Source organism: Ruegeria sp. HKCCD7628, from assembly GCF_057221005.1.
In genome coordinates this window covers 101377-126861 of record NZ_JBWVBA010000009.1, presented here as the reverse complement: position 1 = coordinate 126861, position 25485 = coordinate 101377, and the positions used below count along the sequence as shown (strand labels likewise).

Sequence of the window (25485 nt, the reverse complement as noted above, 5' to 3'; positions counted from 1 at the left end):
CGAACTACGCCCCCTCACGGCAAGTTGTCGCAGGGTGAGTGAAGGGGGGGGCCCAAGTTTCGCCTTAAACCGAGACTATCAAACCGAGAATTGAACAAAGGATATTTAATACGCATGACACAGCGCGTTGCCGTATTGGTCAATGGCGACAATTTGAGTGCCCATCACAGCGATATGATCCTACAGGCCGGTCATCAGGCGGGTCGGGTGGACGTCGCGCGGGTATACATGAATGCAAGGCGCAATTCCTCCTGGCATGAGGTCGGCGCTTTTCACCTGATCCACAGCGGAAGCGGAAAGAACGCGACCGATCTTTTGCTTGCCATCGACGCGATGGACGTGGCTCGGCAACAAGGTATCGACGTTGTCGTGATCGCAAGCTCGGACGGGAACTTCGTTCACCTGCACCGGAGATTGCGCGAGCGTGGCGTGACCACAATCGGTGCAGGTGAGGGCAAAACCCCTGAAAGCATACGCGCGTCCTGTGTTCGGTTCGTCGAGTTAAAACTTTCGGAACCTAAGGCGCTGCGACCCAAATCGGTCTCGGATTTGGATTGCCAAATCCGCAATATCATTGCGAGCAACAGCAAAACCGGAACAGGGATGCAACTGACCATCCTTGGGGCCAAAATGCACCGGCAGCACGGCATCAGGATTAGCGACCGCCCCGAGAAAACCTGGCGGCAATACCTGAAATCCAAGCCTGAATTATATGAGTTGGACCCGGCTGGTCAGAATGCACATGTGCGGCTCAAACCGGACGGGTTTGAACAAATCGCTCAGTCCAGGTGATCCGCAAAAGCGGCGACCACTTGTTCGTAAACGCCCCGCTTGAAAGGCACGATCTCGTCCACCAGATGGGCGGGCTCCTGCCATTTCCATTGGGTGAATTCCGGGTGTTCAGTTTCGATATTGATCTGATCGTCGCGCCCCGTGAAACGCAGCAGGAACCATTTCTGTTCCTGCCCGCGATAGCGCCCCTTCCAGATTTTCGGCACGATGTCATGAGGCAGATCATATGGCAGCCAGCCGGGGGTTTCGGCCACCACCTCGACCAGATCTGCGGTCACGCCGGTTTCTTCCCACAACTCGCGCAGGGCGGCATCGCGCGGGTCTTCACCTTTGTCCACACCACCCTGCGGCATCTGCCAGGCGTCCTTGTGGCGGTCATTACGTTGCCCGACGAAAATCTTGCCCTCTGCATTCATGAGCATCAACCCGACACAGGGACGATAGGGCAGTTTAGCGATCTGGTCGGGGGTCATGCTGGGCCTCGTAATTTTCCTATGCAGGTTCTGTATCAACTGCCAGACTAACAGCAAAGACTTTGACGTTAGGTTTCACGTGACAACGTTGACGTGAACGTCAATCTAACGCTCACACAACCGAGAGGGAGAGTTCGCCGTGACTGCGTACCCAAACATGCTGGCCCCGCTGGATCTGGGCTTTACCACTCTGAAAAACCGGGTCCTGATGGGCTCGATGCATACGGGGCTCGAGGAAACGGGCGATTGGAATCGCGTGGCCGAATTCTATGCCGACCGTGCCCGCGGCGAAGTTGGGCTGATGGTGACGGGCGGGATTGGCCCGAACCTCGAAGGCTCGGTTCTGCCGGGTGCGTCGATGATGACCAATGACGATGAGGTCGCCAAACATGCGATCGTGACGCAGCGCGTGCATGAGGCGGGCGGCAAGATTGCCATGCAGATCCTGCATGCGGGCCGCTATGCGTATGGTCCTAAATGCGTGGCCCCCAGCCCGGTGAAATCGCCCATCTCACCCTTCCCCCCCAATGAGCTGGATGAAGACGGGATCGAAAAGCAGATCAGCGATATCGTCAACGCCGCCAAGCTGGCCCAAAAGGCAGGCTATGACGGCGTCGAGATCATGGGGTCCGAGGGGTATTTCATTAACCAGTTCCTTGTGACCCACACCAACAAGCGGACTGACCGTTGGGGCGGATCATATGAGAACCGGATGCGCCTGCCGATTGAGATTGTGCGCCGTACGCGTGAGGCCGTGGGCACCGATTTCATCATCATCTACCGTCTGTCGATGATCGACCTTGTGCCCAATGGCTCCACCCATGATGAGGTTGTGCAACTGGCGCAAGAGGTCGAGAAGGCCGGTGCCACCATCCTGAACACCGGCATCGGCTGGCATGAAGCGCGGATTCCGACCATTGCCACATCCGTTCCCCGCGCGGCCTTTGCCTGGGTGACGAAAAAGCTGATGGGCAAGGTGAGCATTCCGGTCATCACCTCGAACCGGATCAACACGCCCGAAGTCGCAGAAGAAGTTCTGTCGACCGGATGTGCTGACATGGTTTCCTTGGCCCGCCCGATGTTGGCCGATGCGGATTTCGTCGCCAAAGCGATGAACGGCAACGCGGCCAAGATCGCGCCCTGTATTGCCTGTAACCAAGCCTGTCTGGACCATACGTTCAGCGGCAGGCTGACATCCTGTCTGGTCAACCCGCGCGCTTGTCACGAGACCGAGCTGGTGATCGAACCCGCCGAGACCCGCAAAACCGTGGCCATCGTCGGTGCAGGCCCCGCGGGTCTGTCCACCGCAATGACCGCCGCCCAGCGCGGCCATGACGTTACCCTGTTCGACCGCGCAAGCGAAATTGGCGGCCAGCTGAACATGGCCAAACAGGTGCCCGGCAAGGAAGAGTTCTGGGGTTTGGTCGATTGGTTCCGCACCATGATCGCTGATCTTGGGGTAAAGGTCGAACTGAACCGCGAAGTCACGGCTGACGACCTGACCGGCTTTGACGAGGTGGTCATTGCCACCGGCGTCACCCCGCGCGACCCGCAGATTCCGGGACAGGATCGGGACAACGTGATCGACTATATTGACGTGCTGCGCCACAAGGCCGAGGTCGGCAAATCCGTCGCCGTGATTGGCGCGGGTGGTATCGGGTTCGATGTGTCCGAATTCCTGCTGGAGGACGGCCACAGCATTACTACTGACCTGCCTGCCTGGATGAAGGAATGGGGCGTCACCGACCCCGCCGAGCATCGCGCCGGTCTGGCCCCAGAAGGCCCGCAACCCGCCGCGCCTGCGCGCCAGGTGACTCTGCTGCAGCGCAAGAAGCAAGCGCATGGCAAGGGCCTGGGTAAAACAACCGGGTGGATCCACCGCGCCACGCTGAAGATGAAGGACGTCAATTTCGTCGGCGGCGTGAATTATGAACGCATCGACGATGACGGCCTGCATGTCAGCTTTGGCGAAGAGCGTGCCGACCCGACCGTGATCGCGGCGGATACGATTGTTTTGTGTTCCGGTCAGGTTTCGGACCGCAGCCTCGCGGATGCGCTGATCGAACGCGGCATCACCCCGCATGTGATCGGCGGCGCGGATGTTGCGGCAGAGCTGGACGCCAAACGCGCAATCAATCAGGGTACACGACTAGCGGCTGGTTTCTAAAGCGGCAAGCCGGGCCTCGTTGCGGGGCCCGACTTGCTTTTATTCGACGGTGATTGTGATCACCTCGGAGACGATGGGCGGATTATGGGGCACATGCCCCGCATCGCCCAGCACCAGCTGCAGCGTGTGTTCACCAGGGGCCATCTCAAGCGTCACCTCGGTTTGGCCGCCGCCAAAATGGATGTGGTTGTCATCTGCGGGCAGACCATAGGCCAGCTCATCCGCGCCATCCTCGCCCTGCCCCAGAGGCGGACGGTCAATCAGAAGGTGATGATGGCCGGTACTTTCGACCTCTGTCCCGGCAGGCGCCACACCCATGCCGTTCAGGCCAAAGACGATTGTTACTGGGGACTGCACGGAATCACCGTCGGACAGATTAACGAAATAAACCTCGGCATCTGGGTTCGATGGGGTCTCTCCTGCGGCCAGAACGATGCTGGCAGAAAACATCAGAGCAGCGATGGAAAAAAAGGCTTTCATAATCTCCTCCTTGGTCACAAATTTGCCATTCTCATCTTAGCATATTTGCCTTGATCCCCATAAAACCCAGCGTTTATTGGGTTTGTGGCGAATTAAGAAACCACCGTTTCCACGTTTCCTATATTCGAACGATCCGTTTTAAATCCCTTTTATTATCCCGAATATGCCCTGTTTCCGCCCAGATTGCTGGCCAAACTGGTTGAAACGAAAAGACCTGGGGAACGAGAATGGACAGACTGACCGAAATGGAAGCCTTTGCCAACGTGGTGGACCAGGGTGGCTTCACTGATGCGGCGAAAAAAATGGGCATCTCCAAATCGGCCGTGTCAAAGCACGTCTCGAGCTTGGAGGCGCGCTTGGGCGCACGCCTTTTAAACCGCACAACGCGCCGTGTTTCACCGACCGAGATTGGCCTTGCGTATTACGACCGTGCCCGTCGGGTGCTCAATGACGCAGGCGAAGCCGATGCGTTGGTTACGTCAATGCAGTCCGCTCCGTCCGGCCTGCTCAGGATCAGTGTGGCGACCGATTTCGGCGTCAATCACCTGTCACCGGTTCTGTCCGAGTTTTTGTCAGCTTATCCCGATATCACCGTCAACATGGTCCTCAACAACCGCTACGTTGAACTGATCTCGGAGGGTTTCGACGTCGCGGTGCGTATCGGAGAGCTGGAAGACAGCACCTTGCGCGCACGCAAACTAACAGAAACCGTGAAACGAATGGTTGCTGCGCCAAGCTATATGGAAAAATACGGCTTGCCGCAGAAGATTGATGACCTGAACGAACATAAGCTGCTGCACTATTCCAGCCAGTCTTCGGGCAATGTCTGGAAGCTGACCGCCCCGTCGGGCGAAAAGCGTCAGGTTCGGACCGCCGGCTGGTTGAGCGTGAATGATGGGCAGTCTCTGCTGAACGCGGCGATCTCGGGCCTTGGGATCGCGCATTTGCCCAGCTACCTTTATGCCAGTGCGTTGAAATCCGGCAAAGTTCTGGACGCGATGCCATCTTTGCCAGACGAGGTTCAGGGTGTCTTTGCGGTCTATCCGCCTGGTCGCTTTACGCAACCCAAAGTACGTGCATTCATTGATTTCCTGGTCGAGTCCTTCAAGGACAGAGGACCAATGGATTGGTAATTTCTCCCCGGTGAAGACTGAACGGCCCGTACGAAAGTGCGGGCCTTTTTTTCAATTCACCAGCAGGACTGCCTCAACTCTTCGATTCTGATCACGGCCTTCTGGCGTCGCGTTCGTTGTCATCGGTGCCAGATACCCAATCCCGCGGGCTTCAAGACGACTTCCCGCAACGCCATGACCCTCGATCAATCGGACCCGGACAGCCTGCGCCCGCCCCGTGCTGACCGAGATATTCGCCTCGAGCGTGCCTGTATCGTCGGTGTTCCCGACAAGCGCCAGCCGAACATCAGGATTTTCGGACATATAGGCCGCAATCAACCCCAGCGACGGAAACGGACCTTCGCCCAGCGTAATCTCTCCGGTTCTGAAATGCAGGTCGTCCAAAATGACATGACCGTTCTGCTCCAGCTCAGACAGCAGACCACCGGCCTGATTTACCGTTTCTTCGACAACCAGCGCAGGCGGTTCGGGTGCATCCACAGGCGTCACGCGGATCATCTGCACATAGCCATCGGGGGGGGTACGGCTGACCAGCAGACTCAGGGCCTCTTCGCCGCGTGTGGCGGACAGAAAGCGATAGTCCTGAATGGCCACATACATGTCGGGCGTGGGTACGACCTCGGTGCCAAAACGGAAATCGAAGCCACCGCAGGTAATCGCCTCGCATTCGAATGCTATGTCAAAACCCTGATCCACGACTTGCTGACGCAGGGGCGCCAGTATCTGCAGCGTCGTACTGGACCCGGATTGCAATCGCCAAGTCAACCGCTCAACCCGGCCTTCAATCACGCGATCTGGGACTTTGCCCGATTCAAAGCGACCGATGGGCATGTTATAACTGTCCAGTGCACTGGTGCGATCGCTCACCAGACGCGACCCCGACGGCAAAGCAACTTCCTGCGCCACCGCCGACCCCGCCAGCAACATGGATATCAGGACCGCGCGGCGGATCATCGGGCCTGCGCGTGATACGCGTCATTCGGAGCCATCGCTGTTGCGCTGGCGACCCGGTTTGACATGTTGAAAAAGCCTGTGACGTTGGCGATATCCCAGATATCGCGATCGCTGAATCCCACGTCGCGCAAAAGCTGGCGGTCGGGCTCCTCGATCTCGGCGCTGGCGGTTGTCATTTTGACCGCAAAGTCCAGCATCGCCCGTTGCCGCGCGTCCAGAGGCGCGACCCGGTAGTTCATCACCAGCATCTCACCCAGTTGGGGGTTGCCCGACATCTGCCGCACCGCAGCCCCATGCGCCACAAGGCAGTAAAAGCACTTGTTGATTGCCGAAACGACCACTGCAATCATCTCACGTTCAAGCTTGGACAACCCGCTATCGGCCAACATCAGATCGTTATACATGGCGGTAAAGGTGTTCAGCTTGTCGACATCAAAGGCATAGGCCCGCAACACGTTAGGCACAAATCCCAGCTTTTCGACGCAGATATCGAAATACCTCTGCGTTTCGGGTGGCAGAGGATCAGCCATCGGTAAATTCAGCGCAGTCGGCAGAGGATGGTCGGTCACGTCAGGCTGTTCTCCTTAGATACACTGACGGTAATGGTATTCTCCGACGATCTCCATTCCAAGTGCCTGATAGAGACCATTGGCCCCAGCATTTGCCTTGGTGCAGATTACGCTTAGGGTTTGCGCGCCTTGTTCCTGCGCCCAGAACGCAGCTGCACGCATCGCCCATTTTCCCAGCCCGTGGCGACGATGATCGGGCAGGATCTCCAACGCATGGGCCATGGCAATAGCGTCATGCATGGCGACAAAACCCGTACCTGCGGGTTGATCCGAACGCCGCATTAGCAGACCCGTTTTCGGCCCCGTAGCACGAGCCATCACGGCCAATCGCGCAGGTCCGATCCCGCCTTTGGCCCAGATCTCATTCATGATGGCCAGCGGATCCCAGATGGCAAAGGCTGTCACACGTGGAATCGGGATATCCGTCAAATGACCAACCGGGCAGGAATAGATATTAACGGGGTCCAGAACCTCATAGCCTCGGTTCTCGAGTTGCCGATCAAGCACCTCATCGCCGGGCCACAAACAAAAGATGCGCTTCTGACCCATCGCCAGCATCGCCGTCTCGGCCGAGTCGATCTGTGCCTCGGTCGCCGGTCCAAGAGCACTGGCTGCCGACACACGAGAACCGCCGCCCTGCCCTTCGCGCAGTTGAAACGGCCCAAGCCGTTCGTACCGTGCGGCAGGCCATGTGCCGTCAACGATACTGGCCCAGCGCGTCAAAGCTGAAGCTCTTTCGCAAGCCGGGTGATTGCGGCATCGACTTGCGGCCCATCGGTGCCTCGGACGACAATATTGGCACCGAAGACACCGTTGACCTGAAATGGATAGCTGCCAATCGCCAAATCTGGAAAATCAGCAGCCAAGACGGCCAGAGGCCCCGCGATGTCGCCTTCGCCGCGATTGACGCGCAGCGTCTGAGACAGTAGCGGGCTTCCACCGGTCAGGCCCGGCAAAACGCTGGCCACCATGGCCTGAAACACCGAAGGCACCCCGGCCATGACATGCACGTTCTCGATCGTGAAACCGGGTGCTGTCGATACCGGGTTGTCGATCAGGGTCGCGCCATCCGGGATGCGTGCCATGCGCAAGCGAGCCGCGTTCAGCTCTAACCCGGAATTTTTATAATGTGCTTCAAGCAGAGCCCGGGCGTCAGCGCGCACATCAATGGCCACACCAAAGGCCCGTGCGATGCAATCGGCAGTGATATCGTCATGTGTCGGGCCGATTCCACCGCTGGTAAAAACATGGTCATGTGCGTCCGCCAACGCTTTGATGGCCGCCTCGATCGCCGGAGCGTCGTCGCTGACAATGCGCACCTCTTTCAGGTCGATGCCTTGTTTGGTTAGCTCACCGGCTAGATAGTGCATATTGGCATCGCGTGTGCGGCCCGACAGGATTTCATCCCCGATCACCAGCATTGCAGCGGTTGGATTGGCCATGGCGCATACCCTCTCTTGATCGACCCTACGGGCAGGTATAGGCCGTGGGACATGCGATTTGAAACCCCTCTTGTCCCCGCCCACCTGATCCGCCGTTACAAACGCTTTCTCGCCGATTGCCAGCTGGAAGACGGGCGCGAGGTGACTGCCCATTGTGCCAATCCGGGCTCGATGATGGGGCTAGCGGAGCCTGGCCAGAAAATCTGGCTGGAACCCAATGACGACCCGAAGAAAAAGCTGAAATACGGCTGGCGGCTGGTCGACCATGAAAACGGGCATTTCACCGGGGTGGATACATCCGTTCCCAACAAAGCCTTGCGCGCCGCACTGCAGGCTCGTGACATCCCGGCTTTGGCTGCCTATGAAACCGTACGGCCCGAGGTCAAATACGGACAAAACAGCCGCGTTGATTTTCTACTGACCCAACCCGGCCTGCCCGACGCCTATGTCGAGGTCAAAAGCGTTACCTTGTCGCGCCAACCCGGTCTGGCCGAGTTTCCCGATAGCGTCACGGCGCGTGGCACCAAACATTTGGGCGAGTTGGCTGAGATGGCAACACAAGGACATCGGGCAATCATGCTGTATCTGGTGCAGCGCACCGATTGCGGCAGGTTTGCTCTGGCTGCAGACATCGATCCCGCCTATGTGGCAGCTTTTGAAGCCGCTAGAGGAGTGGAGCGGCTGATCTGCGGCACGACGATTTCGCCCCAAGGTGTTTGGGTCGACGCAGGCAAAGACTGGCAAATCACATAACTAAACCAGAGAACCGGAATTCGCCCAGATATGCACCGGTTTGCGGATTGAACCCGCGATAAGTGCCATCTTCTGCCAGTCCCACGACCGCGCACAGCTTGCGGCCCTGTCGGAAAGTGGCCCAACGGCTGCAAATTTCAATCCCTTCCAACCACCAATCACCAGTGTCCTGCCCCAGCTGCGGCACACGGATTTGAAATCCGCCGTCGCTATGTATCCGGGCGGATCCGGTGATATGAAACCGCTGAAACGCGATTTTGCGGTCCGTTGTCAACAAAGCGGACAGGTCATCCGCGGACAGCATCTGCACCTCCTCTCGGCACCCGGCAAGGACGCAAAGGGCAAGGATCAGGTTTCTTTTCAAACGTCGTGTCCTTTGTTGCGCGGCATGACTCTATCGTCATTCTGCGGGTGCGCAGATCACAAGATCGCGCGAAATTACCCGCCGACTGCCAATCCAATTGCATCTAAACTGCAGGCATGCTTGAATTTCTGCAGTATCAAACCATTTCTATTGATCTGCAAACCCGCGACCCATCGCCCTCTGGAACTTTCTGCACAAGCAGCGTAAACAAAGTGCTGCGCGAAACATTTGGAGCCTAGCGTCGATGAAAGAGCATCGTGGCCGCCTGACCAAGGACGGTATCCGCATCTATGAACAGGGTGACTTTGCCGGCATGCATGCGGCAGGAGCCTTGGCTGCACGGATTCTGGATGATATCGCCCCGCATGTGTTCCCGGGCCAGACCACCGGCGCGATTGACGGGTTGATCACCCAGATGGTCGAGGACGCGGGCGCGACCTCGGCAACCATTGGGTACAAGGGCTATCAGCACGCCAGCTGCATCAGCGTAAACCATGTTGTCTGCCACGGCATTCCCGGCGACAAGCGGCTGAAAGACGGCGATATCCTGAATATCGACGTCACGGTTATTGTGGATGGCTGGTTTGGCGACACCTCACGCATGTATGTGGCCGGTAAGCTGCCCCGCAAAGCCGAGCGTTTGATTCAAGTGACCCATGACGCCCTGTTCAAGGGCATCGAGATGGTCAAGCCCGGCAATACCTTCGGTGATATCGGCCACGCGATTCAGGCCTATGTCGAGGCGCACCGGATGAGCGTCGTGCGCGATTTCTGCGGTCACGGTCTGGGGCGTGTATTCCACGCACCGCCCAACGTGTTGCATTACGGCCGTCCCGGCACCGGTGCCGTTCTGGAAGAGGGCATGTTCTTCACCATAGAACCGATGGTCAATCTGGGCCGACCCGAGACCAAGACGCTGGCCGATGACTGGACCGCCGTGACTCGCGACAAGTCGTTGTCAGCGCAGTTTGAACACTCGGTGGGTGTAACGGCCAATGGGGTCGAGATTTTCACCCTGTCACCGGGCGATATGTTCCACCCAACCTATTCGTCCTGATCAAGCGCCTGATCGCGGAGCAGTTTCAGCAACAAAGTTTCATCCCGCCACGGGATGACGGCGTCATGGATGAACACAGGGGCACGCAAGGGCTTGCGCTCGGGGCTGGTTGAGGTGTCGGCATCCTGCGAAGGTGCCCAGAACGGAGGGGTGAGTGCGCGATCCATACCGCAGCTTACCACATCCCGGTCAGAGTCCCAAAATCACCGGAACTTGAGCCATATCCGTAAACAGCTCGGCCCCCAGATCGACCAGTTTTTGCCCTCCGCCCTGTGGCGCATAAGCCAGACAGCGCATATCGGCGCGCATTGCGGCGGTGACGCCGCTAGGGCTGTCCTCGATCACGACGGGAGCTTTCGCCCCAAACTGTTCAGCCGCCGTCAGAAACAGGGTTGGATCGGGTTTCGCCACCTTTAGAACATGGGCCGAGAAGGCCACATCCCGAAACCTGTCCCACAGTCCGTTTTGGCCCAGTGTGATCTGCATCTTGTCCGGACTGCCATTTGAGGCAACACAAAAGGGAACACCGCGCGCGTCCAGCGTGGCCAGCAGATCGGCAACACCCGGCATCAGGTCCACTCCGCCGCGCAGACGCGCGTAAGTCTCTGCATAGACTTCATCGACCCAATCCTGTGGCAGATCCGCGCCCAGCGCACGAGCTTTGTCGCGCACCCCGGTCATGGTGCCGCCAAGAAAGAACCCCACACTGTCTTCAAGAGTCAGGTCCAGCCCATAACGTGAAATGTTTTCGACCAGCACCTGATTGGACAGCGGCTCACTGTCCACCAGCACGCCATCGCAGTCAAAGATCACCAGATCATGCATCCGTATCGCCCTTCCACATCAGCGTGATATGCGTATCGCCGTATTTGCGGCTATCTTGCAGGGTGAACCCTTCGGGCGGCTGCATGGGGGCGTTTTCCTCCCACACGATGAGGGCGTCATCGTCGATCCAGCCGGACAACGCGGCAATAGCCTTTTGGCCCATCGACTTGCCGTAAGGCGGATCGAGAAAGATCAGATCATAAGGCGCGCTGGTGTTTTCAACCAGCCGGGTTGCATCGCGGCGGATCAACTGGGTTCGGTCAGTACAGCGGGTCAGGTCGATATTCTTGCGGATTAGCCCCTGTGCCACGCGCCCGTCATCCACGAAGGTCACATGAGCCGCACCGCGCGACAGTGCCTCAAGCCCCAATGCGCCGGTGCCTGCAAACAGGTCCAGCACGCGCAGCCCGTCAAAATCAATCTGGTGACTTAGGACGTTGAACAAACTTTCGCGCACCCGGTCCGTCGTAGGCCGCAAATGCGCCCCCGCATCCCCCTTACCGACCGAGGCCAAAGCCCGGCCCCGGAATTCTCCGGCGATAATCCTCACGCTTTGAGCAGCGGTTTCAGGTCCGCATTCGGGTCGGCCACCACGGCGGGATCGGCGGTTTTACCTGCGTCGATCAGGCGTTTGCCAACCATATAAGCGCGCGGATCGTTCATCGCGTCCACCGCAATCAGTTGATCGCCTTTGTAATACCAGAAGGACACGGTTGCGCCCTCTCCCTGCCGGGTCACGACGCGATCATAGCCGGTGTTCAAACCGGCGATTTGGAGTTTGACGTCATACTGATCCGACCAGAACCACGGCGTCGCGGTGTAATCCTTGGCCGCGCCCAGCATGTTCTGGGCCACGATCTCGGCCTGATCAATGGCGTTGGGTACGCTCTCCAGACGGATACGCCCTTCGCCATGCGGGAAAGACGCGCAATCGCCCGCCGCCCAGATCGACGGATCCGAGGTGCGGCCATGGGCGTCGGTTTTGATGCCGTTGTCCAGCTCCAGCCCTGCCATTTCAGCCAGCTGAGTCGCGGGCGCTATGCCCACGCCGACCACGACGAAATCAACGGCAATCTCGGTGCCATCGGTCAAAATTGCGCCTGTCACCTTACCATCTTCGCCCAGCAGACGGTCCAGCCCGACGCCTTCACGGATATCGGCCCCGTATCCGGAATGCAGCGCGCGGAAATAATCGCTGGTCTCAGGCGCTGCGACCCGTTGCAGGATGCGGTCGGCCATCTCGACCAGGGTCACCTTGACCCCGCGCTTGGCGCAGACCGCAGCCGCCTCGAGCCCGATATAACCACCGCCCACGATCAGCGCGCGGGCGCCGTCGGTCACGCGCGGCTCCATCTCGTCGATATGGGCAAGATCGCGCACCACATGTACGCCCGCCAGATCACCACCAATCGCAGCAGGCAGGCGGCGCGGATCGGATCCGGTGGTCAGGGCCAGTTCGTCATAGGAAATGACCTCATCACCCAGCGACACGGTCTTGGCTTGCGGATCAATCGCAGTCACGCGCTGGCCCAGACGCAGAGTAATGTTGTTCTCGGCATAAAAGCTCTCGGGGCGCAGGAACAGGCGCTCCAGCTCCATCTCGCCCAGCAGATAAGCCTTGGACAAGGGCGGGCGCTGATAAGGCAGATGCGGCTCGGCCCCGATCAGGGTGATGTCGCCCTCAAACCCGTCTTTGCGCAGCCGCGCCACCAGCGATGCACCCGCCTGCCCGGCACCGATCACGACAATATGGCTCATCTTCCCCTCACCCTGTCGAATTCCCGTGGTCTCCTCCACGCGACCACCTATATTGCGGCTGAGCCCGACTCTGCAAATCCAAACGACAGGAGCACAAAAATGATTTCAACAGGTGATACGCTGCCCGACGCCACACTGACCCAGATGGGCGCTGAAGGCCCTGAAGAGGTTCGGATTTCCGACAAGACAAACGGGCGCAAAGTGGTGATCTTTGCCGTCCCCGGTGCATTCACGCCCACCTGCCATTCGGCTCATGTGCCCAGCTTCATGCGCACCAAGGATCAGTTCGATGCCAAAGGCGTGGACGAAATCATCTGCCTGTCGGTCAACGACCCCTTCGTGATGAAAGCCTGGGGCGAGGCCACAGGCGCGTCCGATGCGGGCCTGACCATGCTGGCGGATGCCGCGTCCGAGTTCACCAAGGCCATCGGTATGGATTTCGACGCTCCGCCGGCCGGGCTGATCGCGCGCTCGAAACGCTATGCGATGCTGGTCGAGGATGGCAAAGTCACCGCGCTGAACCTGGAAGAAAGCCCCGGCGCATGCGAAATCTCTGCTGGTGAGGGCCTTTTGGACGTCATCTGATCCGGTTTGGCCCCGGTTCTGTCGGGGCCTTTGCCCTATTTAACTTGATAGATAACTCTGAACGGCAAATACTCGGCCTAGTTGTTCAGGGAGTTCTTTTATGAAGGTCAAGTCCATTACCCTATGTCTGGGCACGGCAGGCGCACTGGCCGCGTGCGGTCCGGCCCCCACACCCCAACAACAAGCCGCCCGCCAGCATGAGATCGCCTGCCTCAGCGGCACGGTCGGCGGCGCGCTATTGGGTGGCGTCATCGGCAATCAGTTTGGCGGCGGGTCCGGCAAAACGATCCTGACAGCAGCAGGGGCTGCCGTCGGCGGGATCGAAGGTCAGAAATTCGCGTGCTGAGGAGGACATCATGAGACTTGGGATTTTGACACTTGGCCTGACACTGTTGGCCGACACCAGTGTGGCCGAAACCGTGGCAGAGCTGCATGAGAACGAACTGAAAGCCATCGACGCCAACAATGACGGTTTTCTGTCCAAAGACGAGTTCAACGCCTTTTCAGACTATGCATTTCAGGCGATGGATGAGGACAAGAGTGGCACGCTGGGTCTGGAGGAAGCCAAACCCTTTCTGGACATAAAGCAATTTCAAAGCGTTGACCGCAATCGGGATAACGTTATCTCTCGACCAGAATATGATGCGCAGATGACTGAGGATTTCTCATCTGCCGACAAAAACAGGAATGGTCAGTTGGACTAGGACCGCCCCAACCCGACAGGAGCGCGCTATGAAAAAATGGATTTCTCTGGGTGTTCTGGCTTTGCTTGCAGCGTGTGACGTGCCGCAAGCGCCGATTGTAACCGGACCGGATGGTCAGCAGCGGATACAAATAAACACCAGCGGGCTGACCTGTTATGACACGCGGTGTCTAGACATTAACCCGGCGGCGCGGTCGGTGCGATCGAATGGCCTTCGAGAAACTCGCATCCCGAAAAATATCGACGTGAGCAGTGGCACTGTAACGCCTGATGAATTCCGGCAAATGGGTGTGGCTGCCTCGCTAGCGGGTGGCGTCGGCTCGGCAAGCGACCGGGGTTAAACCAGACTGTCCATCTTTCGGGCCAGCTTTGCGTCCAGCGCCGACAATCCACCCACATCATGGGTAGACAAGGTCACCTCGACCGTACGGTAGACATTGAACCATTCGGGGTGATGGTTCCATTTCTCGGCAAAGATGGCCACTTGGGTCATCCAGCCAAAGGCGTGGACAAAATCCTGGAAGATGAAAGTCTTGGTGATTGCGTCCCGGCCTTCCACCATTGTCCAGCCATTTTGAAACAGAGGGTCCAGAAGGGGGCCGCGCGTTTCCGTTGACAAAAGTTCGGTCATTGCTGTTCCTCCGGGTTCGCTTTTCTGAACGGGCCGTAATCCGTCAGAATCTCGATCTCTTCTCCCACTGCGCGGGCCTCGGCGTCCAGATATTTTCGGATCGCGTCGGAAAAACCAGGGTCGTTGACCCAGTGAAGACTGTGCGTGCGCGTTGGCAGATAACCGCGGGCCAGCTTGTGTTCCCCCTGCGCGCCCGCCTCGACCCGTGACAAGCCTTGCGCAATGGCGATATCGATTGCCCGATAGTAACACAGTTCGAAATGCAGGCAGGCGTGATGTTCGATGCAGCCCCAATAGCGGCCATAAAGCGTCTCGCGCCCGATGAAATTCAACGCACCTGCAATTGGATATCCATCCCGTTCAGCTAGCACCAACGCCATGTCGTCGGCCATGGTTTCATGAGCGATGTCAAAGAACTGACGGGTCAGATAGGGGACCCCCCACTTACGTGACCCAGTGTCCTGATAAAACCGCCAGAACGCATCCCAGTGCTCTGGCCGTAGGTCATCGCCCGTGTAGGTGCGAATCTGGCCGCCAAATCTACAGGCCTGCGCACGTTCCTTACGGATATTCTTACGTTTGCGCGACGAGAGCGCCGCCAGAAACCCGTCGAAATCCGCATAGTCATGATTGAGCCAGTGAAACTGTTGCGAATGACGCACCATCAGGCCCATTTCTTCACCCGCTTCGGCCTCGGCCTCGGTGCAAAAGGTCGCGTGGATGGATGAGACCTGATTATCCGCCGCCAGTTGCACCGCACCTTGTACGAGGGCCGACAGGCCAACGCCCTCATACCCCGGCCGCACCAGAAACCGTCGCCCCGTGGCGGGTGTGAAGGGCACCGCAATTTGAAGCTTGGGGTAATAGCGCCCGCCCGCATTCTCATAAGCGTGCGCCCAGTTGTGGTCAAAGATGTACTCACCCTGCGAATGCGACTTGGCATACAACGGGGCCGCGCCGATCAGCATTCCATCCAGATACGCGGTCAGATATTGCGGTTGCCAGCCTGACCCGCGCCCGACCGAGCCGCTGTTCTCCAGCGACAACAAAAACCGATGCGTGGTAAACGGATCAAGTGGGCGACCGCCATCCGCAGCCTCGGGACAGGCACAACCGTCCCACTCTGCAGCAGGGATTTGCGAAAGCGACCCCAGTACCCGAACCTCGATTTGCGCCTGATCCATGTGCCCTCCGCGTCTTGTCTTTATCTGTGACGGATGGGGTGGGGTTCAACCCGGGTGGGCGGCCAAATACCCCTCGAAGGTCACATTATCGGCAACCTTGCGGGCCTCTGCCTCTTGTTCGGGCGAGCGGATGGTCCAACACAGGATCGGCACACCCTGCGCCTTCAACTCGGCCACACGGGGACGCGCCAGGTCTGCAGCCTCATGACTTATGAAACTGGCGCTGACCCGTTCGAAATCGGGAATGCTACGCAAATGGTCGCAGACTGCTTGCGGCAGATGTTCGACCTTGGGCTGATACGAACAGGTTGTGATGCCGCGCGGCAGATGGGGGGCAATTCGTGCCAGTTCGGCGACGGAATTAGGGTTGAATGACATCAGCGCCACGGCCCCGTCATAGCCCTGCAAAGCACGCACGGTGTCTTGCTCCAGAGGGCCAACATCAGTGCCCATCGCGCCATCCTGATCTTTCAATTCGATCAGCAGAGGCACTTGCCCGGCCACGATCTCAAGCACCTCGTCCAGCGTCGGGATACCGTCTGCGGCATGCAAAAGCTGCGTCGTCTGCGCCTCGGCCGCCGAGATTTGCTGAATCGGGCCAGAACGGCCCGTCAGACGGGTCATGTCATAGTCGTGAAACACCATCGCCCGGTTGTCGCTGGTGCGTTGCAGGTCAATCTCGATACCATATCCGGCCTCGACAGCCGCGCGAATGGCCGCCCGGCTGTTTTCCGGGCGGTTGTCCGAGAGGTCGTGCAATGCCCGATGCGCGATCGGAGCCTGCAGGAACACGTCAGGCAAGGCGGGTGTCATGCGACCTCGAAAATACCTTCGATCTCAACAGCCACGCCCAAAGGCAGCGCCGCAGCACTGACAGCCGAGCGCGAATGGCGACCAGCCTCACCCAGCGCTTCGACCAGAAAGTCCGACGCGCCGTTGATGACCTGTGGCTGTGCTGTGAAATCAGGGGTCGAGTTCACGAACCCTGTCAGTTTGATCACCCGCACCAGCTTGTCGATATCACCGCCACATGCCGCTTTGACTTGCGCCAGCAGGTTGATCGCACACACTTTGGCGGCTGCTGCACCAGCCTCGACCTCCATGTCATCGCCCAGCTTGCCGATGATCATCGAACCATCGTTCGAAATCTGCCCCGAAACATAGACGATGTTACCAACGCGCACGAAAGGCACATAGTTGGCCGCCGGTGCCGGCGCGTCGGGCAGTGTAACGCCCATGCTGTCCAGTTTTGCTGCAATGCTCATGTGATGGTCCTCACCTTAATTCGAGTCGGTCGGACGCTAACCGGGAAAGACCGGTTCGAAAAGCACCAAACCGCCGAATTAAGCGTCAATGGTGCTGTAAGCATGACTTCTCTTATTCTTTAGTGTTGAACTCGTGTCACTTTACCTTGACCTCTTAACCGGGTTACACGCTGGCTGTTTCAATAGATTTGTGAAACACCTATGTGACATTGAATTGCGCCGTTAGAAACGGCCAAAGGCAGTATTGATTGAACGTTCAGGCGCATTCGTTCCTGACGTGTTGGAGTGGCAAAGACCGTGCTAAGCAAAATCCGCTTGAGGCCCCTTATCCTCCTGTCCCTAGTGGCTACTCTCGGCGCCTGCGCTACACGCCCGCCGGAAGGCACCCCTCCGGGTGAGGTGTTTGACCCTTACGAAAGAAACAATCGGGGTATCCACAAGTTCAATCTGGGCGTTGACCGGTTTCTGTTCCGTCCCGCCTCGAAAGGCTATGTGAAGATCTTCCCCGATCCGGTTGTGACCAGTTTCAGCAATTTCGCGGAAAACCTGACCATGCCGGGGCAGGCGCTGGACTATCTGTTGCAGGGAAATCTGAAACAGTCAGGCAATGCCCTGCTACGCTTTGCAATCAATACTACCGTTGGCGGGGCAGGCTTATCCAAACCTGCGGACGAGTTGAACCTGCCGCCGGTTGACACCGACTTTGGCGAGACACTGCATGTCTGGGGTGTCGGAGAAGGCGCTTATGTGGAACTGCCACTATACGGCCCATCGACCCAGCGCGACGCAATTGGTGTTGTGGTCAATCTTTTCTCGAACCCGATCAACTTTTCGCCTGTGCGCCCGATCGACAATATCGGCGTCTATGCCGAGGTTGTGCGGCGCGCCGGGGATCGGGGTCGGTTCTCGGATACGGTCGACTCGATCCTGTATGAAAGCGCCGACAGTTATGCGCAGTCACAGACCATCTACCTGCAAAACCGCCGGTTTGAACTGGCGCGAGACGATGAAGACGCCTATCTGGGCCTATATGACGACCCCTACGCAGACATCGGAACCGACCCTGTCAGGGACCCCTACCTAGACCCCTACGAGGACCCCTATGCTGAATAACCATCTAAATCGACGCGGATTTGTCGCCACTGGCCTGGCCGGTGTTTTGATGGCCGCCCTGCCCGCCTACGCCCAGACCGAAGCCAGCGCCAAGGCGCTGGTGGTCAGTGTGGTGGACGATATCAACCGCGTGATCGCCTCGGGCAAGTCCGAAAAGTCGATGATCCGCGATTTCGAGAAGATTTTTGCGCAATATGCCGACGTACCAATTATGGCACGTTACGTGTTGGGGGCCGATGGCAGATCTGCCAGCCCGGCGCAGCTGCGACAATTCACCGACGCCTTTCAGGGCTATATCTCGAACAAATATGGCCGCCGATTCCGTGAATTCATCGGCGGTCAGGTCACCGTGCGCAACGCCCGCAAGATCAAAGCAGGGTATGAGGTGCGCACCTCGGTTAAACTTCAGGGCTCGTCCCCGTTCGAGGTGACGTTCCTGGTGTCGGACAAATCGGGCCGTGACCGGTTTTTCAACATGTTCATCGAAGGGGTGAACATGCTGCTGACCGAGCGCACCGAAGTTGGCGCGCTGCTGGACGCGCGCGGAGGCGATCTGAACCGTCTGATCAAGGACATGAAGCAGAACAAGCTGAGCTGATCGGGTTCACATGACAAAAGCGCCGCGCGACCCCCATCGCGCGGCGCTTTTTTTGTTGGCGCTTGAACACCCTTAGTTCAAGCGCTCGCCGGTTTCTTTGGCGAAATACGACACTTTGCTCATGTCGAAGGCGAGGTTCAGAGGTTTCCCCGCCTGCGCGCTGGTTTCCGCGTGCAGACGCGCCGTGACCTGCTTGCCGCCCAGCTCCGAGACCACATAGGTGTCGGCCCCTGCAGGTTCGACCATATCGACAAGACATTCAGCCTCTTGCACCCCGTCGCCTGCGCGGAACCCGGCCTCAGCTATGTCCTCGGGACGCAGACCCAGGATCACATCCTGCGGAAGGGCCAGATCACGCGAATCCGTCAACAGCAGGTCGCCACCCTCACGCGCGATGGCGATCTGGGTGCCCGAACCATTCTTGCGCGCCTGTGCCGGGATCAGGTTCATCGCGGGTGAGCCCATGAAATCCGCCACAAACAGATTGGCCGGGTTGTTGTAGATCTCGGCCGGGGTGCCGATCTGCTGCACCACCCCACCTTTCAACACAACGATCTTGGTCGCCAGCGTCATCGCCTCAATCTGGTCGTGGGTGACATAAACGATCGACGCATCCAGCGTCTGGTGCAGTTTCTTGATCTCGGTGCGCATCTCGACCCGCAGCTTGGCGTCGAGGTTGGATAGCGGTTCGTCGAACAAGAACAGCTTGGGATCGCGCACCAGCGCCCGACCCATGGCCACACGCTGACGCTGTCCACCTGACAACTGGCTTGGGCGGCGGTTCAGCAGTGGTTCGATCTGCAACAGCTGTGCGACCTCTTTCAGCTTGGCATCCTGCGTTGCCTGATCGACCCCGCGCACTTTCATGCCAAAGGTGATGTTCTTGGCCACGGTCATGGTCGGATACAAAGCGTAGGACTGGAACACCATCGCGATGTCGCGGTCCTTGGGGCTGACATGGGTCATGTCATTGCCACCAATGGACAGGGTGCCGCCAGTGATCTCCTCCAACCCCGCAATGCAGTTCAGCAGGGTGGACTTGCCGCAGCCCGAGGGGCCAACCAGCACCAGGAAATCGCCCGGCTCGATCGAGATGTTGATGTCCTTCAGAATCTCGGTCGCACCGTAATTCTTATAGAGTTTGTTGATATCAAGGATGGGTGCCATGGGTCTTATCCCTTCACAGAACCGGCGGTCAGGCCGCGGATGAAATACTTACCGGCAACGACATAGACGAGCAGCGTCGGTAGGCCCGCGATGATCGCGGCGGCCATGTCGACGTTGTATTCTTTGACGCCGGTGGTGGAGTTTACGATGTTATTCAGTGCCACGGTCACGGGTTGCGTGCCCGCCTGGCTGAAGGACACGCCGAACAGGAAGTCGTTCCAGATCTGCGTGAACTGCCAAATCACGGTCACAACGATGATCGGCAGCGACAGCGGAAGGAAGATCGACCAGAAAATCCGCAGGAACCCGGCCCCATCGACGCGTGCGGCCTTGGTCAGCTCGGACGGGATGGTGACATAGTAGTTGCGGAAAAACAGCGTGGTGAAACCCAGCCCGTAGATCACATGGACAAAGATCAGGCCCGGGATGGTGCCGGCGATCCCCATCATACCCAACAGGCGCGCCATCGGCAGCAAAACCACCTGAAACGGAATAAAGCAGCCAAACAGCATCAGCGAAAAGATGATGTTCGCGCCTTTGAACCGCCATTGCGCCACGACATAGCCGTTCAACGCGCCGAGCAGGGTCGAGATCGCCACCGCAGGCACCGCGATGAGGACCGAGTTCCAGAAATAGGGGCGCAGGCCTTCGCACTGAATGCCGGTACAGGCACCGGACCAAGCTGTCTTCCAGGCGTCGAAGCTGACCTCACGCGGCAGCGATATCAGAGACCCGGTGCGGATTTCCTCAAGGCTTTTCAGCGATGTGGTCAACATCACGAACAGCGGCATCAGGTAATACAGCGCAAAGAGGCCCAGCAGGACGTAGAGCAACCAACGCAGGGCAATCTTGCCAGCGGCACTTTGGCTACGAGGTTCGGTTTGGGATTGGGGCATCGACAGATCAGTCATTTTTCGCCCTCAGCTCTGAGTAAAGATAGGGAACGACGATGGCAAAGACGACCAGCATCATGATCATCGCGGATGATGCCGCCTGACCAATATCGCCGCGCGAGAACGCCATGGCGTACATGTAGGTGGCTGGCAGATCGGTTGCGTAACCGGGGCCACCACCCGTGAGGGCGATGACAAGGTCAAAGCTCTTGATCGCGAGGTGGGCCAGCACGATGAAGGCCGACAGGAAGATCGGAGCCATCGACGGGATGATAATCGCCGTATAGATGCGCCATGTTGGGATACCATCGACTTGGGCTGCCTTGATAATCTCACCATCGACCGAACGCAGGCCAGCGAGAAACAGCGCCATGACGAAGCCCGAGCTTTGCCAGATCGCGGCCATCACGATGGTGTAGATGGCGTAGTCCGGGTTCACCAGCCAGTCGAACTCGAAATTCGTGAAACCCCAACCCTGCACCATGGATTCGATCCCCAGACCGGGGTTCAAGATCCACTTCCACGCGGTGCCGGTCACGATCATCGACAGCGCCATCGGGTACAGATAGATCGTTCGGATGGCCCCTTCGACCCGGATCTTCTGATCCAGCAGAATAGCCAGAAGCAGGCCAAGCACCATCGCAATGATGATGAAAAGCGCGCCAAAGATATACAAGTTGTTGATCGCCGTATCCCAGCGGGGCGAGTCAAACAGGCGTTCATACTGGATGAATCCCTTGATCTCGTATTTCGGCAACAGTTTCGATCGGGTCAGTGACACCCAGGCCGTCCATCCGATAAAGCCGTAGACAAAGATCAATACGGCAATGAACGACGGTGCCAGCACCACCTTGGGCAGGTGGTTTTCCAGCCATTCGGACATGATTTCCTCCGGGGAAAGATGCTCTGCCCCGTCAGTATAGGGGGCAGAGCGATTTGGATCAGTAGCTGTTAGCCACTGCTGCCGCCAATTGCTGAACCGCGTCAGCCGACGACATATCCGAGTTGAAATGCGCGGTCACAACATCCGTGATCGCACCAGACTGCGACCCGCGCAGCGCCATGCCGTGGGCATAAGACGGCAGCAGCGAGCCTGCGTCCGAGGTCGAACCCATATCTTCGGCCGACAAGTTGGCGCAGATGTCAAAGTCATCCAGTGCCACGTCGGTCCGTGCCGGGATCGAGCCTTTGTTCAGGTTGAATACTTTCTGGAAGTTCGGTGCGACGATCAGCTTGGCCAACAGGTCCTGACCGGCTTTCTTGTCATCTCCGTCCACATCGAACATTGCAAAGCTGTCGACATTGTACAGATAGCCGTCACCGGGGGTCGAGGCGCACAGGAAGTCCTCACCCGGTTTTTTGCCCGCTGCCAGGAACTCGCCCTTGGCCCAATCACCCATGATCTGGAACGCCGCCTCACCGTTCATGACCATCGCGGTGGCCAGGTTCCAGTCGCGGCCCGAGAAGTTCTCGTCCACGTAGCCGCGCATTGTGCGCATCTGGTCGAACACCTGCACCATCGTGTCCGAGGTCAGCGCCTGAGGGTCCAGATCAACCAGCGCTTTCTGGAAGAACTCGGGACCGCCAATGCCCAGTACCACGGTTTCAAAAACGGTCGCGTCCTGCCATGCCTGACCACCATGGGCCAGCGGGATCACACCTGCGGCTTGCAGCTTATCCGCGGCAGCGTTGAATTCGTCCCACGTGGTCGGCATCTCGATGCCATTTGCGGCCAGAACGTCGGCGTTGGCCCAGATCCAGTCAACGCGGTGTACGTTCACAGGCGCGGCGCACCACGTGCCCTCGCATTTCATATGGCCCGCAATTGAGGCGGGCAGAACGTCTGCCCAACCTTCGGCCTCTGCCACGGATGAGATGTCGGCCAGCACGCCTTCCTCATACCATTCCTGAATGGCCGGGCCTTTCAACTGAACGGCCGTTGGCGCGTTGCCCGACAGAACGCGAGCGCGCAACGCGGTCATCGCGGCATCACCGCCACCACCGGCCACGGGCATATCGGTCCAGCTGCCACCATTGGCCGCGAATTCCTCTTGCAGGACGGCAACCGACTTGGCCTCGCCCCCCGATGTCCACCAATGCAGAACTTCTGCCTGGGGGCCCGCCAACACCGACGATCCGGCCACAACAGCCAGCGTCGATACGGTGGCAAATGCAAAACGTTTCATTTCTTGTCTCCTCCCTAGAGAACGAAGTGACTGCCGCAGCAGCGATGTCGGCCATACTGGGGCGCACAGGCCGTCTGGCAACTTGGAATCCGCGCCAAACCCGTGCATCAGCCCAATTTTTCACCGCTTCTGTTACCGCGTGTTACGTTGACATTGAATCTGTTTCCGTTCGTTACAATTGACGATATCGGAGGAACAGTGACTGGGAGGACAAACCGCGTGAGTATCCCGCGACTTTTGGTGGTGGATGACGACCCCGAGATGCGGGCGATGATGACCCAGTTCCTGCAACAGAACGGGTTCATCGCCCTGCCCGCCAGTTCTGAAAATGAAATCCGCAGCCACCTGAACACCGGCCGCATCGACCTGATCCTGCTGGACGTGATGCTGGGCGATGAAAACGGCGTCGAGATCTGCGCCCGCCTGCGCGCCGAACAGGATGTGCCGATCATTCTGGTCTCGGCCCTCTCAGCCGACCATCAGCGCATGGCGGGGTATGAAGTCGGGGCCGATGACTATATCGCCAAACCCTTCAACCCTCAGCTTCTGCTGGCCCGCGTGCGGGCGGTGATGCAACGGGCGCGGCGGTCATCGTCACTGGCCTACCGCCGCCGCATCCACAGCTTCCGCTTTGACGGCTGGCTCTATGATGGCAAACGCGATGAGGTGCATTCGCCCGAGGGCTATTTGGTGGCGCTGTCACAACGTGAGACGGCGTTGCTCAAGGTTTTGCTGGCCAATCCGCATATCCCCCTGACAAGGGATGAGATCGTCGCCGCGCTGGATGTCACCGGCGGCACCGACAAACCCGAGGCGCAGGGCCGCGCCATCGACATGCTGGTCGGGCGGTTGCGGTCAAAGATCGAAGTCAACCCGAAGGACCCGCAGATGCTGCGCACCGAACGCGGCGTCGGCTATGTTTTTGCCGCCGACGTGTCGGTGCAAGAGGAATGACGCTGCGCCTACGCAATTTAGGCTGGTTTTGGGTGATCTCAGCCTTCGCAACAGGGCTGGTATCGGCCAGCCTGTGGTTTGCTTCGGCCCGCGCCTGGAATCAGTTCCTGACGCAATCCTTCGTCGCGGGGTTTACGGTTTACGAAGACCTGCGCACCGGAATGGCCCCAGCAGCCCCGCTGTCCATTACGCCCTTGTCACCGGCGGATGCCGTCCTGGCCGATAAGGGAGAGTTCCAGCAATTGCCTGGGTCTTCGGGCCGTCGGTTCCTGACCAACCTTTCGATCCTGACCGACAGTTCAGCGCCGCTCAACGGGCGTGAATTGACGCTGGCGATCCTGTCCGATCGTCTAGTCTATCCGGTGTCAGATATCGTCTCGCGTAGCGATCAGACAGGGCCCGAGAAGATGGGTAACCTGACACGATTGCTGGCCACCTATTGCAGCGAGCCGATCCTGATCGCGCAGTTTGGACGTGGGCCATGGTACCGCGTGGACGGAACCGGTATCTGGGGGTGCGGCGCGGCCCCGACCGATCTACGCCTGCCTGCGATATTGCTGGGAATCGTAGCGCTGGCGGTGATCCTGACCTCGGTTGGTAATGTGTCTGACACGTTCACCCGGTTTGCCCATGCCCTGCGCGACCGTCGGAGGCGCGGAGGACCCGATAGTTACGACGCAGATGGCCCGACCGAGCTGCGGGACATCGTGTCTGCCGTAAACGCCCATCTCGATGCCGAGCGCGCTCAGTTGGAACAACGTGCCACTGTCCTTTCGGGCGTCAGCCATGATCTGGGAACCCCTGCAACCCGAGTCCGATTGCGCGCTGCGCTCATCGCGGATGACGAACTGCGTGAAAAGCTCGAAGCGGATGTGGATCAGATGACAGGCATGATCGAAAGTGTCCTGACATACACGCGCTCCGAACTGAGTGTCGAAGAGCCTCGTCAGATTTCACTGACATCCCTGGTCGAGTCGGTTGTCGACGACTATCAGGATATGGATCGCCCCGTGACCTTGCAGAACATTGATCCTGTTGCGGTTGAAGGTGCGCCATCCGTTTTCATGTCCCGGCGCGGGCACGGCACCTTGCAGGAAGCGCGGCGCATGCTGGTCACCGCCAGACCGATTTCGCTGAAACGCGCCTTGACCAACCTAATCGACAACGCGCTGAAATACGGCCGCCATGCCGAGGTCCAGCTTGAAACCGACGCGCATTCTGCCACGATCACGGTCGAGGACAAGGGTACCGATCTGTCGGTTCAGGATATCGAAGCTCTGATGGCCCCTTTCCAGCGCGGAACCAATACAGGGTCGTCAGACGGGTTCGGCCTGGGTCTGACCATTGCCGCGACGGTCGCGGAACAGCATGGCGGCGCGCTGCGGTTTGAGGCCGGAGATCAGGGGTTGCGCGCCCGATTGACGATTACACGGCACTGA

32 protein-coding genes are annotated in these 25485 nt (G+C 58.7%); 13 read left to right on the top strand and 19 right to left on the bottom strand.

What is annotated here, in order from left to right; all coding sequences use genetic code 11:
* Positions 1-114 precede the first annotated feature (114 nt).
* On the top strand, positions 115-792 hold the full coding sequence (locus AC2TAD_RS17415; protein ID WP_480869131.1) for an NYN domain-containing protein: 678 nt from the start codon (positions 115-117) through the stop codon (positions 790-792).
* Here the strand turns inward: AC2TAD_RS17415 and AC2TAD_RS17410 are convergent.
* Positions 780-1265: an RNA pyrophosphohydrolase gene (locus AC2TAD_RS17410; protein WP_480869130.1), complete on the bottom strand. Its 486-nt coding sequence runs from the start codon at positions 1263-1265 to the stop codon at positions 780-782. The two genes, AC2TAD_RS17415 and AC2TAD_RS17410, sit on opposite strands and share 13 nt — an antisense overlap.
* A gap of 139 nt (positions 1266-1404) precedes the next feature.
* Between AC2TAD_RS17410 and AC2TAD_RS17405 the strand changes: the two genes are divergently transcribed.
* Positions 1405-3432, top strand: coding sequence for an FAD-dependent oxidoreductase (locus AC2TAD_RS17405; protein ID WP_480869129.1), 2028 nt, complete (start codon positions 1405-1407; stop codon positions 3430-3432).
* Positions 3433-3471: 39 nt separating this feature from the next.
* Here AC2TAD_RS17405 and AC2TAD_RS17400 read toward each other — a convergent pair whose 3' ends face one another.
* Positions 3472-3912: a DUF4399 domain-containing protein gene (locus AC2TAD_RS17400; RefSeq protein ID WP_480869128.1), complete on the bottom strand. Its 441-nt coding sequence runs from the start codon at positions 3910-3912 to the stop codon at positions 3472-3474.
* A 227-nt stretch (positions 3913-4139) separates the two neighbouring features.
* On the opposite strand from AC2TAD_RS17400, the gene AC2TAD_RS17395 reads away from it, so the two are divergent.
* A complete protein-coding gene (locus AC2TAD_RS17395) occupies positions 4140-5045 on the top strand; it encodes a LysR family transcriptional regulator (RefSeq protein ID WP_170355969.1) in 906 nt (301 codons plus the stop codon).
* Positions 5046-5096: 51 nt separating this feature from the next.
* On the opposite strand, the gene AC2TAD_RS17390 is transcribed toward AC2TAD_RS17395, so the two are convergent.
* Genes AC2TAD_RS17390 through AC2TAD_RS17375 form a run of 4 tightly spaced genes read right to left on the bottom strand, consistent with a single transcriptional unit; the run spans position 5097 to position 8010 of the window.
* On the bottom strand, positions 5097-5999 hold the full coding sequence (locus tag AC2TAD_RS17390) for an OmpA family protein (RefSeq protein WP_480869127.1): 903 nt from the start codon (positions 5997-5999) through the stop codon (positions 5097-5099).
* Positions 5996-6568, bottom strand: coding sequence for a peroxidase-related enzyme (locus tag AC2TAD_RS17385; protein ID WP_353392798.1), 573 nt, complete (start codon positions 6566-6568; stop codon positions 5996-5998). The genes AC2TAD_RS17390 and AC2TAD_RS17385 overlap by 4 nt, the downstream gene beginning before the upstream one ends.
* A gap of 15 nt (positions 6569-6583) precedes the next feature.
* Positions 6584-7291: a GNAT family N-acetyltransferase gene (locus tag AC2TAD_RS17380; RefSeq protein WP_480869126.1), complete on the bottom strand. Its 708-nt coding sequence runs from the start codon at positions 7289-7291 to the stop codon at positions 6584-6586.
* Positions 7288-8010 carry a competence/damage-inducible protein A gene (locus tag AC2TAD_RS17375; protein ID WP_480869125.1) on the bottom strand — a complete coding sequence of 241 codons (723 nt, stop codon included), beginning with the start codon at positions 8008-8010 and terminating at the stop codon, positions 7288-7290. Before AC2TAD_RS17375 ends, AC2TAD_RS17380 begins: the two co-directional genes overlap by 4 nt.
* 51 nt (positions 8011-8061) lie before the next feature.
* On the opposite strand from AC2TAD_RS17375, the gene sfsA reads away from it, so the two are divergent.
* A complete protein-coding gene (sfsA, locus tag AC2TAD_RS17370) occupies positions 8062-8763 on the top strand; it encodes a DNA/RNA nuclease SfsA (protein WP_480869124.1) in 702 nt (233 codons plus the stop codon).
* Here the strand turns inward: sfsA and AC2TAD_RS17365 are convergent.
* The gene (locus AC2TAD_RS17365) at positions 8756-9067 is read right to left on the bottom strand and encodes a hypothetical protein (protein WP_480869123.1); all 312 of its coding nucleotides are present in this window, start codon (positions 9065-9067) and stop codon (positions 8756-8758) included. The two genes, sfsA and AC2TAD_RS17365, sit on opposite strands and share 8 nt — an antisense overlap.
* A gap of 304 nt (positions 9068-9371) precedes the next feature.
* On the opposite strand from AC2TAD_RS17365, the gene map reads away from it, so the two are divergent.
* Entirely contained in the window at positions 9372-10184 is an 813-nt protein-coding gene (gene map / locus AC2TAD_RS17360; RefSeq protein ID WP_170755223.1) for a type I methionyl aminopeptidase, read from the top strand.
* On the opposite strand, the gene AC2TAD_RS17355 is transcribed toward map, so the two are convergent.
* Genes AC2TAD_RS17355 through AC2TAD_RS17340 form a run of 4 tightly spaced genes read right to left on the bottom strand, consistent with a single transcriptional unit; the run spans position 10172 to position 12767 of the window.
* On the bottom strand, positions 10172-10351 hold the full coding sequence (locus AC2TAD_RS17355; protein WP_170755222.1) for a hypothetical protein: 180 nt from the start codon (positions 10349-10351) through the stop codon (positions 10172-10174). The two genes, map and AC2TAD_RS17355, sit on opposite strands and share 13 nt — an antisense overlap.
* Before the next feature lie 22 nt (positions 10352-10373).
* A complete protein-coding gene (locus tag AC2TAD_RS17350) occupies positions 10374-11009 on the bottom strand; it encodes an HAD family hydrolase (protein ID WP_480869122.1) in 636 nt (211 codons plus the stop codon).
* Positions 11002-11559: a 16S rRNA (guanine(966)-N(2))-methyltransferase RsmD gene (gene rsmD, locus AC2TAD_RS17345; protein ID WP_480869121.1), complete on the bottom strand. Its 558-nt coding sequence runs from the start codon at positions 11557-11559 to the stop codon at positions 11002-11004. Before rsmD ends, AC2TAD_RS17350 begins: the two co-directional genes overlap by 8 nt.
* Positions 11556-12767 carry an NAD(P)/FAD-dependent oxidoreductase gene (locus AC2TAD_RS17340; protein ID WP_480869120.1) on the bottom strand — a complete coding sequence of 404 codons (1212 nt, stop codon included), beginning with the start codon at positions 12765-12767 and terminating at the stop codon, positions 11556-11558. The genes rsmD and AC2TAD_RS17340 overlap by 4 nt, the downstream gene beginning before the upstream one ends.
* A gap of 99 nt (positions 12768-12866) precedes the next feature.
* Between AC2TAD_RS17340 and AC2TAD_RS17335 the strand changes: the two genes are divergently transcribed.
* The 4 genes from AC2TAD_RS17335 to AC2TAD_RS17320 all read left to right on the top strand — a co-directional run bounded on the left by AC2TAD_RS17335 (position 12867) and on the right by AC2TAD_RS17320 (position 14396).
* The gene (locus tag AC2TAD_RS17335) at positions 12867-13352 is read left to right on the top strand and encodes a redoxin family protein (RefSeq protein WP_480869119.1); all 486 of its coding nucleotides are present in this window, start codon (positions 12867-12869) and stop codon (positions 13350-13352) included.
* Between the two features lie 100 nt (positions 13353-13452).
* Positions 13453-13698, top strand: coding sequence for a glycine zipper 2TM domain-containing protein (locus AC2TAD_RS17330; RefSeq protein WP_480869118.1), 246 nt, complete (start codon positions 13453-13455; stop codon positions 13696-13698).
* A gap of 10 nt (positions 13699-13708) precedes the next feature.
* Positions 13709-14056: an EF-hand domain-containing protein gene (locus AC2TAD_RS17325; protein WP_480869117.1), complete on the top strand. Its 348-nt coding sequence runs from the start codon at positions 13709-13711 to the stop codon at positions 14054-14056.
* A 28-nt stretch (positions 14057-14084) separates the two neighbouring features.
* Complete coding sequence (locus tag AC2TAD_RS17320; RefSeq protein WP_480869116.1) at positions 14085-14396, top strand: hypothetical protein; 312 nt, start codon at positions 14085-14087, stop codon at positions 14394-14396.
* On the opposite strand, the gene AC2TAD_RS17315 is transcribed toward AC2TAD_RS17320, so the two are convergent.
* The 4 genes from AC2TAD_RS17315 to AC2TAD_RS17300 are packed head-to-tail and all read right to left on the bottom strand — an operon-like array spanning position 14393 to position 17135.
* Positions 14393-14686, bottom strand: coding sequence for a 4a-hydroxytetrahydrobiopterin dehydratase (locus AC2TAD_RS17315; RefSeq protein ID WP_170355939.1), 294 nt, complete (start codon positions 14684-14686; stop codon positions 14393-14395). The two genes, AC2TAD_RS17320 and AC2TAD_RS17315, sit on opposite strands and share 4 nt — an antisense overlap.
* Positions 14683-15870, bottom strand: coding sequence for a GNAT family N-acetyltransferase (locus AC2TAD_RS17310; protein ID WP_480869115.1), 1188 nt, complete (start codon positions 15868-15870; stop codon positions 14683-14685). Before AC2TAD_RS17310 ends, AC2TAD_RS17315 begins: the two co-directional genes overlap by 4 nt.
* Positions 15871-15915: 45 nt before the next feature.
* Complete coding sequence (locus AC2TAD_RS17305; protein ID WP_480869114.1) at positions 15916-16683, bottom strand: glycerophosphodiester phosphodiesterase family protein; 768 nt, start codon at positions 16681-16683, stop codon at positions 15916-15918.
* A complete protein-coding gene (locus AC2TAD_RS17300) occupies positions 16680-17135 on the bottom strand; it encodes a RidA family protein (protein WP_170355934.1) in 456 nt (151 codons plus the stop codon). Before AC2TAD_RS17300 ends, AC2TAD_RS17305 begins: the two co-directional genes overlap by 4 nt.
* A 315-nt stretch (positions 17136-17450) precedes the next feature.
* Between AC2TAD_RS17300 and AC2TAD_RS17295 the strand changes: the two genes are divergently transcribed.
* On the top strand, positions 17451-18248 hold the full coding sequence (locus tag AC2TAD_RS17295) for an MlaA family lipoprotein (RefSeq protein ID WP_480869113.1): 798 nt from the start codon (positions 17451-17453) through the stop codon (positions 18246-18248).
* The gene (locus AC2TAD_RS17290) at positions 18238-18846 is read left to right on the top strand and encodes an MlaC/ttg2D family ABC transporter substrate-binding protein (RefSeq protein WP_170355932.1); all 609 of its coding nucleotides are present in this window, start codon (positions 18238-18240) and stop codon (positions 18844-18846) included. Before AC2TAD_RS17295 ends, AC2TAD_RS17290 begins: the two co-directional genes overlap by 11 nt.
* A gap of 72 nt (positions 18847-18918) precedes the next feature.
* Here AC2TAD_RS17290 and AC2TAD_RS17285 read toward each other — a convergent pair whose 3' ends face one another.
* The 4 genes from AC2TAD_RS17285 to AC2TAD_RS17270 are packed head-to-tail and all read right to left on the bottom strand — an operon-like array spanning position 18919 to position 23092.
* Positions 18919-20013: an ABC transporter ATP-binding protein gene (locus tag AC2TAD_RS17285; RefSeq protein WP_480869112.1), complete on the bottom strand. Its 1095-nt coding sequence runs from the start codon at positions 20011-20013 to the stop codon at positions 18919-18921.
* A 5-nt stretch (positions 20014-20018) separates the two neighbouring features.
* A complete protein-coding gene (locus AC2TAD_RS17280) occupies positions 20019-20924 on the bottom strand; it encodes a carbohydrate ABC transporter permease (RefSeq protein ID WP_180885230.1) in 906 nt (301 codons plus the stop codon).
* Complete coding sequence (locus tag AC2TAD_RS17275; RefSeq protein ID WP_170355925.1) at positions 20917-21789, bottom strand: carbohydrate ABC transporter permease; 873 nt, start codon at positions 21787-21789, stop codon at positions 20917-20919. Before AC2TAD_RS17275 ends, AC2TAD_RS17280 begins: the two co-directional genes overlap by 8 nt.
* A gap of 58 nt (positions 21790-21847) precedes the next feature.
* Positions 21848-23092, bottom strand: coding sequence for an ABC transporter substrate-binding protein (locus AC2TAD_RS17270; RefSeq protein WP_480869111.1), 1245 nt, complete (start codon positions 23090-23092; stop codon positions 21848-21850).
* A 219-nt stretch (positions 23093-23311) separates the two neighbouring features.
* Between AC2TAD_RS17270 and AC2TAD_RS17265 the strand changes: the two genes are divergently transcribed.
* Both AC2TAD_RS17265 and AC2TAD_RS17260 read left to right on the top strand, forming a co-directional pair.
* On the top strand, positions 23312-24046 hold the full coding sequence (locus tag AC2TAD_RS17265) for a response regulator transcription factor (RefSeq protein WP_170755211.1): 735 nt from the start codon (positions 23312-23314) through the stop codon (positions 24044-24046).
* The gene (locus AC2TAD_RS17260) at positions 24043-25485 is read left to right on the top strand and encodes an ATP-binding protein (RefSeq protein WP_170355920.1); all 1443 of its coding nucleotides are present in this window, start codon (positions 24043-24045) and stop codon (positions 25483-25485) included. The genes AC2TAD_RS17265 and AC2TAD_RS17260 overlap by 4 nt, the downstream gene beginning before the upstream one ends.